General features: G+C 62.3%; 10 protein-coding genes. 7 read left to right on the top strand and 3 right to left on the bottom strand.

From position 1 onward, the window contains the following. Positions 1–105: 105 nt before the first annotated feature. The 6 genes from N008_RS16745 (at position 106) to N008_RS16725 (ending at position 6519) form a co-directional block, all read left to right on the top strand. Positions 106–882 (top strand): ABC transporter permease, encoded by a 777-nt coding sequence (locus tag N008_RS16745; protein WP_044017551.1) that lies wholly within the window; start codon positions 106–108, stop codon positions 880–882. Positions 883–1106: 224 nt separating this feature from the next. Beyond that, entirely contained in the window at positions 1107–1934 is an 828-nt protein-coding gene (locus N008_RS16740) for an ATP-binding cassette domain-containing protein (RefSeq protein ID WP_044017550.1), read from the top strand. A gap of 59 nt (positions 1935–1993) precedes the next feature. Beyond that, a complete protein-coding gene (locus tag N008_RS23275) occupies positions 1994–3139 on the top strand; it encodes a hypothetical protein (protein WP_156109364.1) in 1146 nt (381 codons plus the stop codon). A gap of 15 nt (positions 3140–3154) precedes the next feature. Beyond that, positions 3155–4513, top strand: coding sequence for a sigma-54-dependent transcriptional regulator (locus tag N008_RS16735; protein WP_044017549.1), 1359 nt, complete (start codon positions 3155–3157; stop codon positions 4511–4513). A 223-nt stretch (positions 4514–4736) separates the two neighbouring features. Continuing rightward, entirely contained in the window at positions 4737–5447 is a 711-nt protein-coding gene (locus N008_RS23870) for a hypothetical protein (protein WP_044017548.1), read from the top strand. Beyond that, a complete protein-coding gene (locus tag N008_RS16725) occupies positions 5404–6519 on the top strand; it encodes a sensor histidine kinase (RefSeq protein ID WP_231569829.1) in 1116 nt (371 codons plus the stop codon). The genes N008_RS23870 and N008_RS16725 overlap by 44 nt, the downstream gene beginning before the upstream one ends. A 143-nt stretch (positions 6520–6662) precedes the next feature. On the opposite strand, the gene N008_RS16720 is transcribed toward N008_RS16725, so the two are convergent. After that, positions 6663–8126: a DUF389 domain-containing protein gene (locus N008_RS16720; protein ID WP_052381656.1), complete on the bottom strand. Its 1464-nt coding sequence runs from the start codon at positions 8124–8126 to the stop codon at positions 6663–6665. A gap of 430 nt (positions 8127–8556) precedes the next feature. On the opposite strand from N008_RS16720, the gene leuS reads away from it, so the two are divergent. Further along, entirely contained in the window at positions 8557–11334 is a 2778-nt protein-coding gene (gene leuS, locus N008_RS16715) for a leucine--tRNA ligase (protein WP_044017546.1), read from the top strand. Between the two features lie 173 nt (positions 11335–11507). On the opposite strand, the gene N008_RS16710 is transcribed toward leuS, so the two are convergent. Both N008_RS16710 and N008_RS16705 read right to left on the bottom strand, forming a co-directional pair. Next, positions 11508–12158: an NAD(P)-dependent oxidoreductase gene (locus N008_RS16710; protein ID WP_044017545.1), complete on the bottom strand. Its 651-nt coding sequence runs from the start codon at positions 12156–12158 to the stop codon at positions 11508–11510. A 75-nt stretch (positions 12159–12233) separates the two neighbouring features. Next, complete coding sequence (locus tag N008_RS16705) at positions 12234–12674, bottom strand: Rrf2 family transcriptional regulator (protein ID WP_044017544.1); 441 nt, start codon at positions 12672–12674, stop codon at positions 12234–12236. Between the last annotated feature and the right edge of the window lie 96 nt (positions 12675–12770).

The following is a 12770-nucleotide window of genomic DNA, read 5'->3' as shown; positions in this document are numbered from 1 at the left end:
CGGACCTCTGCGGGAAATGACGTCCGCCCGTGAAAAGGTCCTTCGGCTACCGCCTCAGGATGACACTTCACTCATTCGCTCATTCACCCATTCACTCATTGTATCATGAAATCCCTCTTCCTCCCCAACGCCCGGCCGCCGCGCACCACGTTTGCCCTGATGGCGGCCGGGCAGGCGGGGCTGCTGCTGCTGCTGTGGCTGTTTTACCCGCTGCAGCTGTTCCCCTCCCTCGGTGACGTGCTGCGCGCCCTCGCGGACCTGACCACCACCCAGGGCCTGATGCCGGAGCTGTGGGCCAGCATGACGACGGCCCTGCAGGCCCTGGGCATGGCCACGGTGCTGGCGCTCCTGATTTCCTACCTCACGGCCCTGCCCTTCTTCCGGCCGCTAGCCTACGCGGCTTCCAAGATGCGCTACCTCACCCTCACCGGCCTCACGTTTTTCGTGGCGCTGCTGGTCAGCTCGGGCCACGAGGTGAAGCTCTCGGTGCTCACCTTCGCCACCACCGTGTACTTGGTCACGGGCATGACGGCCGTGATGCTCGGCACCACCCAGCAGGAGCTGGACCACGCCCGCACCCTGGGTTTGGGCGAGTGGCGCAGCTTCTGGGAAGTGGTGGTGCTGGGCAAGCTGGCCGATATGCTGGAAGTGGTGCGCCAGAACTTCGCCATCATCTGGACGATGATAACGCTGGTGGAAACCCTCTACCAATCGGAAGGCGGCATCGGCTTGCTGCTCTACAAGCAAAACCGCTACCTCCACCTCGACGGCGTAGTGGCCATCCAGCTCGTCATCCTGGCCGCCGGCGCCGCCCAGGACTATGTTTTCGGCCTGCTGCGCCGCGTGTTCTTCCCCTACGCCAGCCTGGCGGCGGCGCGGTGAATGGGCAGTAAACAGGCGGTACTTTCAAATGAACGTCATTCCGAGCGAAGGCGGAGCCGAAGTCGAGGAATCTCGCGTGCTGACGTTGCCAAAGTATCTATCCTAGCCCCAAGCTAGGCATAGAGCCTTTCCTACTCATCGAATTACCACCACAACGTCAGCACGCGAGATTCCTCGGCAAGCTCGGAATGACGTTCTAATAAACCAGCAAGCACCCTATCCCCATGACTCCCTACTCCTACAAATCCCCCGTGCTCACCCTCGACAATGTGTCGCTGACGCTGAACGGGGAAACTATTCTGCGCGATATTTCGGCGCAGGTGCTGGATGTGTGCCGGCCGGGCATGAGCCAGGGCCAGGTGGTGGGCTTCTACGGCCGCTCGGGCATGGGCAAGTCGGTGCTGTGCCGGCTGATGGCGGGGCTGCTGGCCCCCAGTAGCGGCGAGGTGCTGGTGGGTGAGGCGCAGCAGCCGGCCACGCCCGGCGCGGTGGGCTTCGTGCAGCAGCACTACCCGCTGTTCAACCACCGCACCCTGCTCGACAACCTGCTGGTGGCCGCCGCCCGCCGCTACCCCGACCCCGCCGAGGCCTGCCGCCAGGCCGAAGAATACCTGGAGCGGTTCCAGCTCACGCCCCACCGCGCCAAATACCCGGCCCACCTCTCGGGTGGACAGCGCCAGCGCGCCGCCATTGCCCAGCAGCTGCTCTGCTCCGACCATCTCATCCTGCTCGACGAGCCCTTCTCCGGCCTCGACGTGGCCATGATTGACGAGGTGCGCAAAATCATCCTCGAAGTCACCACCCTCGACGAGCTCAACACCGTGGTCATCGTCTCCCACGACCTGGCCACCACCACCGCCCTCTCCGACCGGCTCTGGCTACTGGGCCAGGAGCGCAACGCCGCGGGCCAGCTGCTGCCCGGCGCCACCATCAGCCCCCAGCACCAGTACAACCTCGCCGAAATGGGCCTCGCCTGGCACGAAAACGTGGAAGCCGAGCCGGAGTTTGTTAGGTTTGTGGAACACTTGAAGGAAGAGATTCGGGGGAGTTAGAGCGATTTACTCCTCTCTTAAATTTATCTAAATATTTAACAACTAATCAATTACAAGACATGAAGATTTTCGATGATAAAGAGCGAACAGATTTAAAATTTGCTAATCACTTAGATGACCTCTTTGATTTTTATGACAGGAGCGCAAAACCTGAATTTGCTAAAGTTAGAAATACCATCAATGAGTGGTTTGACAGTTACCCTGATAGTGAAAAATCAGATCTAAAATCAAGATTCAAAAAATCATTTTCGCCTGCTTTCTTCGAGCTGTTTATATATCAACTATTCACGAAACAAGGATTTTTACTTACGCCGCATCCTCAAATCCAAGGAACTAGAAAAGCACCAGATTTCCTTGCAGAAAAGGATGATATAAGTTTTTATATTGAAGCAAAAGAAGCAAATGACACCTCTGAAGCTGAAGCATCCTCCAACAGAAAGATCAATGCCATTTATGATGCTTTGTCGAAACTAGATATCCCTAACTATTGGCTTTTAATTGACAAGCTGAAGATAAAGAGCATTCGACAGCCTAGCAGCAAAACAATAATTGAATATCTTGAAAAAAAGATACCTAAATACATTTCAGATACTACCGCAGCAAATATTCAGTTATCAGATTGGGGACGTATAGCACCGCTAGTACTCGATAGAGATGATGTTAAATTAGTCGTAAGACTCTTTCCAAAATCATCGGAACTCTCTCAAAAAGAATCAACACCAACTATTGGCGCGCTACCAGGCGGTAGCAGCTGGGGATACTCCGAAGAAGATTTAATTAAGAATGCCGTGCATAAGAAGGCATCCCGTTACGGAGAACTAGATAAACCCTATCTGATATGCATAAATGCATTTAGCCGTCTTGGCATCACTAATACCGGAGTAGAAAATGCTCTTTTGGGCTCTCTGGTTGACTCGTGGTCTACTGATATAGATAGCCCCATTTTGAAGAAAGAGCGTGCTAAGAACGGAGTGTTTTATTCGGGTTCACACCCGACTAAGACGCGTGTCAGTGGCATCTTTGTAACAAGTGTCTTTCCTTCCAATGTTGACGTTGCACCTCATTGGTTAGCTAAACATCCTTGTGGAAAAATGAACCTAGATTTTAATAAAATCAGCCTAAGTCATCAGGCATTCGATGGTGTGTATTGGCAACCTGTTTCAGGTCAAAGCATTGCAGACATCTTCAAAACAACTACAACGTAATTCAATCTTCTCCCAATGCCCACCGGTACCCTGCTCCTGATTGACGACGAAGCCCGCCTGCGCCAACTCTTGGCGCGGGTGCTGGAGCTGGAAGGCTACACCGTGCTGCAGGCCCCCGATGCCAGCCGCGGCCTGGAGCTGCTCCAGCAGCACGCCCGCGAGGTGCTGGTGGTCATTTCCGACGTGAAGCTCCCCGACGGCCACGGCGTGGACCTAATGCCACGCTACCGCGCCAAGGCCCCTGACTGCGAAATCGTGCTGCTCACCGCCTTCGGCACCATCCCCGATGGGGTGCGAGCCATGAAGCAGGGCGCCTTCGACTACCTCACCAAGGGCGACTACGAGCAGCAGCTGGTGGTGGTGGTGGAGCGCGCCGCCGAAAAAGCCCGCCTGCGCCACCGCGTGGCCGAGCTGGAGCGGCGCATGAGCCAGCGGTTCAGCTTCGAGAGCATGATTGGCACGGCCCCGGCCCTGCGCCGCGCCCAGGACCTGGCCCGCCAGGTAGCCCCCACCGACAGCACCGTGCTGTTGGAAGGCCCCACCGGCGCGGGCAAGGAGCTGTTTGCCCAGGCCCTGCACGAGGCCAGTGAGCGGAAAGCCAAGCCCTTCGTGGCCGTCAACTGCTCGGCCTTCCCCAAGGATCTGCTGGAATCGGAGCTGTTTGGCTACAAGAAAGGCGCGTTTACGGGCGCGCTGGCCGATAAGAAGGGCCTGCTGGAGGAAGCCAGCGGCGGCACGCTGTTCCTCGACGAAATCGGGGAGCTGGAGCTAAATGTGCAGGCCAAGTTCCTCAGGGTGCTGGAGACGCGGCAGTTCACCAAGCTCGGCGACACCAAGCCCACCAGCGTGAACGTGCGCATTGTGGCCGCCACCAACCGCAACCTCAAGCAGGAAGCCGCCGAAGGCCGTTTCCGCCCCGACCTCTACTACCGCCTTTCCGTCTTCACCCTCAACGTGCCCAGCCTCCGCGACCGGGCCGCCGACGTGCCGGCCCTGGCCGCCCACTTCCTACAGCACTTCGCGGCCCAGCTGCGCAAGCGCCTGCCGGGCCTGGAGCCCGAGTGCGTGGAGCTGCTGCAGCGCTACGAGTGGCCCGGCAACGTGCGCGAGCTGAAAAACGTGCTGGAGCGCGCCGCCATCCTGGCCCCCACCGACCAGCCCCTCTCGGCCGGCTACCTCCCCGACGAGTTCCACACCCTGCCCGCCCCCCTCAGCCCCGACGCCGACCCCGCCGACCAGAGCCTGCGCGCCGTGGAAGCCCGCCACATCCGCCAGGTGCTGCACCAGTGCCAGGGCAACAAAACCGAAGCCGCCCGCCGCCTCGGCATCGGCCTGACGACGCTGTACCGGAAGGTGCAGGAGTACGAGCTGTAGGGTTTGAGTTTAGGATTTATCTGTCATCCTGAGCTTGCGAAGGACCTTATGCCAGCAGAACGACTTATCCCGAACGACTCTGCGCCCTCTGCGCACCCTTCTGCGTCCTCTGCGGGCTAAAAACTGCTGAACGACCATCGTGCAACTGGCATAAGGTCCTTCGCAAGCTCAGGATGACAGACAACTCCTAAACGCTTACCCGCCCACCCTCATACCCCAAATAATGTCCCTCAAACTCAAAATTCGCCTGAGCATTGCGCTGATGCTGGTCCTGCTGCTGGGGCTGGGCGGGTACACGTTCTTCAGTTTGCAGCGGCTGGAAGGCGGGGCCCGGGGGATTCAGCGGGCTAATTTCCGCTCGGTGGAGTACGGCGAGCAGATGCTGCGGGCCCTGGAGGCGCTGCAGGACCAGCCCACGGCCCAGCCGCCGCTGCAGCAGCTGCGCCGCGCCCTCACCCGCGAGGCCGCCAACATCACCGAGCCCGGCGAGCTGGAGCTGGTGGACACCCTCACCCAGCAGCTGGCCGACTACCAGCGCCTGGTGGATGACCGCGCCCCGGCCGCCGCCCAGGTAACCCAGCTGCACCGGCTGCGGGCCGCCACCCACCGCATGATGCAACTCAACGCCCGCTCCTTCAACCGCCAGACCGACCAAGCCGCCGCTACGGCCCGCGGGGCCCGGCGCACGGTGCTGGCGCTGCTGCTGCTGAGCACGGTGGTGGGCCTGAGCCTGGTGGTGCGCCTGCCCCCGGGCCGTGCTGCGCCCCCTGCGCCGCCTGCGCGCCGACGTGGAGGACGTGGCCAGTCCCGGCCCGGCCACCCAGGTGTCCATTGCCAAAAACGACGAGGTGGGCGCCGTGGCCCTGGCCCTGAACCGCGCCTTTGGCTACATGCAGGACCAGCGCAGCGTCACGCGGGCAGCTTTGGCTACTGAGCGGAGCCGTTTGGAAAGCCTGATTGAACACCTTGACGAAGGCCTGCTCCTGCTCGACCCCGACCGCACTGTGCTGCTGGCCAACCCCGTGGCTCGGGAGCTGCTGGGTCGCGAGGCCGCCGCTTTGGTGGGCCGTCGGGCCGAGGATCTGAGTCAGGAAACCGAGCTGCTCAACGCCCTGTTCCGGCCCCTGCTGGCCCAGGAAGGCGCCCAGGCCGGCACCACGCCGGCCCCCGTCACGCTCACCTTCGCCCGCCCCGACGGCGAAACGGCCTACTACCAGCTCACCCTCAACCACATCGTGAGCCGCAACCGCGAAACCGGCCGCACCGAGTTTGTGGGCCACATCCTGAGTCTGCGCAACGTGTCGGATTTCAAGAAGCTGGATGAGGTGAAGTCCAACTACCTGGCCACCATCTCGCACGAGCTGAAAACCCCGCTGGCCAGCATCAAGCTCAGCCTGATGCTGCTGCAGGACGCGCGCACCGAGCCCGAGGAGCGGCAGCGCCTGGCCGACGGCATCGGCGACGAAACCCAGCGCCTACTGGGCATGGTGGGCCAGCTGCTGGCCGTGTCCAGGCTGGATGCCGGGGCCGAAATCCAGTTCGACGTGCAGCCCATCACCCTGGCCCAGGTGGTGAACTACGCCATCGACACGGTGCGCCCGCAGGTGGAGGATAAGGAGCTGCAGCTGCGCCTGGAGCTGCCCGCCAGCCTGCCCGCCGCCCGCGCCGACGTGGAAAAGACCACCTGGGTGCTCATCAACCTGCTGGCCAACGCCATCCGCTACTCCCCCCGCGGTGCCGATTTGTGCGTGCGCGCCCACCAGGCCGCCCCGCAGGAGCTGCAGATCAGCGTGCAGGACTGCGGCCCGGGCATTGCGCCGGAGTACCACGAACGGATTTTCCAGCGCTTCTCGGAGGTGCCCAATGCCTCGGGCCACAAGGGGGGCTCGGGGCTGGGCCTGAGCATTTCGCGCGAGTTCATTGAGGCCCAGGGCGGGCGGCTGTGGGTGGAGAGCGAGCCGGCGCAAGGCAGCCACTTCTGCTTCACGCTGCCGGTGGCGGGCTAAGCGGCTGCGTACTGAAACCCTGGAACGTCATGCTGAGCCTGCCGAAGCATCTCTCCCGCTTTGCATGCATAGCACTGCAACGAAGCAGTAGAGATGCTTCGGCAGGCTCAGCATGACGTCCTGATATAAACCTGTATACCCTCCTATCTGCTGCGCCGGGTTTCTTCGCGGGCGGGAGCGGCCGAAGGCTGCACGCGCTTGGCGGGTGCCGATACTTCGGGCGAAGCCGGACGGGTGGCTACGGGTGCTACCAGCAGCTGCACCTGCGGGCGGTTGGTGCGGGCGCGCAGCCACTGGGCCAGCTGCTGCCGCTCCGCCGGCGGCACCGAGTCACGGGCCTCGATGCTGACGATTAGCATGGTGTCGGCGGGGAGCGAGTCGCGGGGAATGGCGGGGCGGGGCAGTGCCGTGAGGGTCAGGCGGTGGATGGCGGGATGCTCCACCTGCGCCTCGCGCAGCAGGGCTTCGGGGGCGGGCAGGGCGGGGCGGGCGGCTACTACCAGTTGCTGTAGAAGACGGTTCAGTTCCACCTCGTAGCGGCTCTGGGCCTGGCTCTGGCGGGCGTGCACGTCTTCCAACAGGCTCTGGCGCAAACTCTGGGCATCCAACGAATCATAGGCCTGCAGGCCCTGGCGCACCACCAGCGCGGTGCCGCCGAGGCGGTAGCGGGCCAGCGCGCGACGGGCCGCGCCCAGCCGCAGTGTATCCACCGGGCGGCCCACCAGCAGCACGTTTATGGTGCGCTGCCGGGGGTCAATCTGCCGCGTCACCACGTAAGTACCCGCGAAATTCAGCTCCTTGGCCACGAAATCCTCGGCGGCGTGGGCGTACACCGAGCGCTGCACGATGCGGTAGCCCAGCCACACGCTGGGGCCGGCCACCACCACGGCCGCCGCCAGCATCAGACGGCGCACCCGCCGGGCCTGGGCCTCATCCTGAAACCGGTGGGCCGGCAGCCCCAGGAACCGAATCACCAGAAAAGCCGCCAGCGTGATGAATACGCAGTTGATGGAAAACAGGTAGAACGCACCCAAAGCGTACTCCCAGTGGCCCGAGGCCAGCCCATAGCCGGCCGTGCACAGCGGCGGCATGAGGGCCGTGGCAATGGCCACGCCGGGAATGACGTTGCTTTTCTCGCGGCGCGTGAGGCCCACGGCCCCGGCCAGCCCCCCAAACAAAGCAATGAGCACGTCCCAGATGGTGGGCTCGGTGCGGGCCAGCAGCTCCGACTGCGCCCCGCTCAAGGGCGTCAGCAGGAAGTACACCGTGGAGGTAAGCAGGCTGATAACCACTGCCAGCCCCAGATTTTTCACGGCGCGCCGCAGCAGGTCGGGGTTGTTGGTGGCGGCGCTGTAGCCGACGCTCACCAGCGGCCCCATCAGCGGCGAAATCAGCATGGCCCCGATGATAACGGCCGTGGAATTGACGTTGAGCCCCACTGAGGCAATGAGGATGGCGAAGATGAGCACCCACAGATTGGTGCCCCGGAACGTAACGCCCGATTCCACGCTGTCCTCGATGACGGCCGGGTCGGCGGTATCGTCGCGCAGGTCAAACCGTTGGCGCAGGAAGCGCAGCAGCAGGGCGGGGTATTCTATCAGGGGCATAGGCGGGCGGAATTTGGGGAATTTTTCGGGTGCTTACGGTGGATTCGGGTGCTTACGGTGGAGTTGCGCGGGTGTTGGCCCAAAGTGCCGTTGCTTCACTAGCCCAGGGTTTAAACCCTGGGCTACGGAGCGGTTGCCGCGGCACGATTCAGCTGGCGGCCAGAAGGACTGGCACCGCACCGTGCGCCTAAATAACGTCAGCAATGCCGAGACGCGAAGTGTCGCGTCTCTACATCCTTCCGGGGGCTGGGCAAGGCCGGAAACATTTCCACATTCTCCAAAGCCGATATAGCCATCCAAACGGCGCGGGGGCGCGAACTGCAAAGTTCGCGCTACTACCCGCCTGTCGGCCCTAAACGAAGAAGGCGGCGTTTTCCCGGCAATTCCGCGTAATTTCGCCCGTTCCGATTCATTGCATACCCGACTGCCCATGCCCGGCTACCATCCCCAGGATATTGAGAAAAAGTGGCAAGCCCACTGGAAAGACCAGCAGACGTTCAAGGCCGACAACGCCTCCGATAAGCCCAAATACTACGTGCTCGACATGTTTCCGTACCCCAGCGGGGCGGGGCTGCACGTGGGCCATCCGCTGGGCTACATTGCCTCCGATATCGTGTCGCGCTACAAGCGCCTGCGCGGCTTTAACGTGCTGCATCCCATGGGTTTCGACTCGTTTGGCCTGCCCGCCGAGCAGTACGCCATCCAGACCGGCCAGCACCCGGCCATCACGACGGAGCAGAACATCGACACCTACATCCGGCAGCTCAACTCCCTGGGTTTCAGCTACGACTGGAGCCGCGAGGTGCGCACCTCCGACCCGGCGTATTACAAATGGACGCAGTGGATTTTCCTCAAGCTGTTCAATAGCTGGTACAACCTCGACACCAACAAGGCCGAGCCGCTGAAAACCCTGCTCGAAAAGTTCGAGCAGAACGGCAGCGAGGGTATCCGGGCGGCCGGCGACGACGAGGAGCGCCACAGCTTCACGGCGGGCCAGTGGAAGCTGTTCTCGGAAAAGCAGCGCCTGCAGGCCGTGCACCCCTACCGCCTGGCCTACCAGCAGGACACCTACGTGAACTGGTGCCCCGGCCTGGGCACGGTGCTCTCCAATGACGAGGTGAAAGACGGCCTCTCGGAGCGCGGCGGCTTCCCTGTGGAGCGCCGCCTGATGCCCCAGTGGAACCTGCGCATCACTGCCTACGCCGACCGCCTCCTCCAGGGCCTCGACACCCTCGACTGGCCCGACGCCGTGAAGGAAATGCAGCGCAACTGGATTGGCAAATCTATTGGGGCCGAAGTCACTTTTGCGGTGCAGGGCCACGAGCAGGCGCAAATCAAGGTTTATACGACGCGGGTTGACACCATTTACGGGGCCACGTTCCTGGTACTGGCGCCCGAGCATGAGCTGGTGAAGGAGCTGACCACGGCCGGGCAGCAGGCCGAAATTCAGGACTACATCGATGCCACCAAGCGCCGCTCGGAGCGCGACCGGATGGCCGATACCAAGACGGTTTCCGGCGCTTTCACCGGCTCCTACGCCCTCAACCCGTTCAGCAACGAGCCCATCCAGATCTGGATTGCCGATTACGTGCTGGCCGGCTACGGCACCGGCGCCGTGATGGCCGTGCCCAGCGGCGACCAGCGCGACTACGTATTCGCCAAGCACTTCAACCTGCCCATCGTGCAGGTGGTCGATGCCCAGCAGATTGACGAGCAGGCCGACCCGACCAAGGACGGCCTCTACCTGCACGGCCTCATCCAGGGCCAGAACTACCAGCAGGCCACCCAAACCCTGATTGGGGAGCTGGAACAGCGCGGCATCGGCAAGGGCAAAACCAACTTCCGCATCCGCGACGCCATCTTCGGCCGCCAGCGCTACTGGGGCGAGCCTATCCCGATTTACTACAAGGAAGGCACCGCCTACGGCGTGGCCGAAGCCGACCTGCCGCTGGTGCTCCCGGAAATCGACGAGTACAAGCCCACCGAAACCGGCGAGCCGCCCCTGGGCCGCGCCAAGGACTGGAAATACAAGGGCCTCTACGAGTACGAGCTGAGCACCATGCCCGGCTGGGCCGGCTCCAGCTGGTACTACCTCCGCTACATGGACCCGCAGAACGCCGGCCGTTTTGTGGGCGAAGAAGCCGAGCAGTACTGGCAGCAGGTTGATTTATATATGGGTGGCGCAGAGCACGCTACGGGCCACCTGCTCTACTCCCGCTTCTGGCACCTGTTCCTGAAAGACCTCGGCGTGGTATCGGCCCCCGAGCCCTTCCAGAAGCTCATCAACCAGGGCATGATTCTGGGCCGCTCGAACTTCGTGTACCGTATCAACGGCACCAACACGTTCGTGACGGCCGGCAAGAAAGACCAGCACCAAACCACCGCTCTGCACGTGGACGTGAACATCGTGGAGAACGATGTGCTCGACGTGGAAGCCTTCAAAAACTGGCGCGAGGAGTACGCTACGGCTGAGTTCATCCTCGAAGACAACGGCACCTACGTGGTGGGCGTGGAAGTCGAGAAGATGTCGAAGTCGAAGTACAACGTGGTGAACCCCGACACGCTGATTGAGCGGTACGGGGCCGATGCGCTGCGTCTGTACGAGATGTTCCTCGGGCCGCTGGAGCAGTTCAAGCCCTGGAACACCAACGGCATGAGCGGCGTGGCGGGCTTCCTCAAGAAGCTCTGGCGCCTCTACCACCCCCAGGACGGCCCCTTCGCCGTAACCGACGAGGCCGCAACGCCCCAGGAGCTGAAGGCCCTGCACAAGGCCATCCGCAAGGTGGAAGAGGACATCGAGAAGTTCTCGTTCAACACCACCGTCAGCGCCCTGATGATTACGGTGAACGAGCTGACGGCCCTCGACTGCCACAAGCGCGCCATCCTGGAGCCGCTGGTGCTGCTGCTCTCCCCCTACGCCCCGCACCTTGCGGAGGAGCTGTGGCAGCAGCTCGGCCACGCGGCCGGCAGCATCAGCCACGCCCAGTACCCTGAGTTCCGGGAGGAGTATCTGGTGGAAGACACCGTGAACTACCCCGTGGCCATCAACGGCAAGGTGCGCGAGACGCTGCAGTTTCCCGCCACCGCCACCCCCGCCGATATCGAAGCCGCCGTGCGCGCCTCCGACTTCCTGCCCCGCTTCGCCGACGGCAAGGAGCCCAAGAAGTTCATCGTCGTGCCCGGCCGCATGGTGAACGTGGTAGTGTAGTTTTAGCTGTTAACGAGTAGCAACAAGGCCCGCCGGATGAATCCGGCGGGCCTTGTTGCGTTTCTGCGGTGAACCGGTAGTAGCGCGAACTTTGTAGTTCGCGCCCCCGCGCCGTTCGGACGATTCCGTTTCAGCGGCGCGGGGACGCGAACTACAAAGTTCGCGCTACTTCCTTAATACGCCGCCGTGAACCGCTGGCGGCTGTGTTTGGGCTGCTCTACTTCGTCGAGGACCACTACGGCCAGGTCTTCGCCGGAGAGGATGCTGCGGCCTTCAGCGTTGAAGACCGGGCTTTCGGTGCCGAGGCGGTAGTGGCCGGTGCGGCCGGTGTCGATGCCGGGGTGCATCTCGATGGCGGGGCTCAGGAACGTCCAATCGAGGGTATCGTTGGTTTTCAACTCGTTGTGGTAGTCGCGGGCGGCCTGGGCGCCGGGCTTGATGTCGGCGGGGAAGTCCGGGCCGTCGACCAGCTGCTGGCCGTTGAGGTAGAGGCTGCCGGCTCCGCCGATGGCTACCAGCCGCGCCACGCCCGACTGTACAGTGGCGGCTTCGATGGCGCGGGAGCCTGCCAGGAAGTCGTGGTAAAGGTTGGGGTTAGTCCAGCCCGCGCTGAAGGCGTTGATGACCACGTCGTGGCCGGCCAGCTGGCGGGCGGTTTCCTCGACGCGGGTTACGTCGCCGGTTACTACGGTCAGGTGGTCAGAGGTCTGGGTGAGCTTGGCGGGGTCGCGCACGAGGGCGGTTACGTGGTGACCGCGCTGCAGGGCTTCGGTGAGGATGCGGGAGCCAACAAAGCCAGTGGCACCGATGAGGGCAATTTTCATGGTCTTAAAGGATAAGGTGAAGAGAAAAAGAAACCAGCTGTAACCACTATAGTTACAATCAAGCGCAAAAAAAAGTCAGGAAATAAGGGCTTTGGCCGCAATGTCGGTGGTGACCTGCTGCAGGATAGTCTGGGCCAGCACCTGTTCCAGGGCCGTCTGGGCGCGTTGCAGAGTATCATCCAGCGCCGACTGAATGTGGCGGCCCACCAAACAGGCCGGGTTGGGCTTGTCGTGGACGCTGAACAGCTGGCCGGCCTCCACCACTTCCACCGCCCGGTACACCTCCAGCAGCGTGATGGTGGCCGGCTGGCGCGTCAGGAACGTGCCGCCCGAGGCCGGCCGCACTTCCACCAGCCCGGCCTTCTTGAGCTGCCCCAGAATCCGCCGAATCACCACCGGATTGGTGTTCACGCTGCCCGCCATGCGCTCCGACGTCAGCGGCACACCATCCTGCTCCGGCAAAGCCAGCAGAGAAAGCACATGGACGGCGACGGAAAATCGGCTGCTGATCTGCATAGTCTGGGAAAGGAAACCCCGACGACACGGCCGTGGCTTCCGATACTTGGTGTGACAAAGGTAACATTGTAACTACTAAGGTTACAACCTGGTTCA

It is taken from the genome of Hymenobacter sp. APR13 (assembly GCF_000737515.1).
In the GTDB taxonomy this organism is placed as follows: Bacteria; Bacteroidota; Bacteroidia; order Cytophagales; family Hymenobacteraceae; genus Hymenobacter.
This window is presented reverse-complemented; position numbering and strand designations above follow the sequence as displayed.

Coding starts and splice junctions, on each gene's coding strand:
- N008_RS16745 (WP_044017551.1), top strand. CDS start 106: ATGAAATCCCTCTTCCTCCCCAACGCCCGGCCGCCGCGCACCACGTTT.
- N008_RS16740 (WP_044017550.1), top strand. CDS start 1,107: ATGACTCCCTACTCCTACAAATCCCCCGTGCTCACCCTCGACAATGTG.
- N008_RS23275 (WP_156109364.1), top strand. CDS start 1,994: ATGAAGATTTTCGATGATAAAGAGCGAACAGATTTAAAATTTGCTAAT.
- N008_RS16735 (WP_044017549.1), top strand. CDS start 3,155: ATGCCCACCGGTACCCTGCTCCTGATTGACGACGAAGCCCGCCTGCGC.
- N008_RS23870 (WP_044017548.1), top strand. CDS start 4,737: ATGTCCCTCAAACTCAAAATTCGCCTGAGCATTGCGCTGATGCTGGTC.
- N008_RS16725 (WP_231569829.1), top strand. CDS start 5,404: ATGCAGGACCAGCGCAGCGTCACGCGGGCAGCTTTGGCTACTGAGCGG.
- N008_RS16720 (WP_052381656.1), bottom strand. CDS start 8,126: ATGCCCCTGATAGAATACCCCGCCCTGCTGCTGCGCTTCCTGCGCCAA.
- leuS (WP_044017546.1), top strand. CDS start 8,557: ATGCCCGGCTACCATCCCCAGGATATTGAGAAAAAGTGGCAAGCCCAC.
- N008_RS16710 (WP_044017545.1), bottom strand. CDS start 12,158: ATGAAAATTGCCCTCATCGGTGCCACTGGCTTTGTTGGCTCCCGCATC.
- N008_RS16705 (WP_044017544.1), bottom strand. CDS start 12,674: ATGCAGATCAGCAGCCGATTTTCCGTCGCCGTCCATGTGCTTTCTCTG.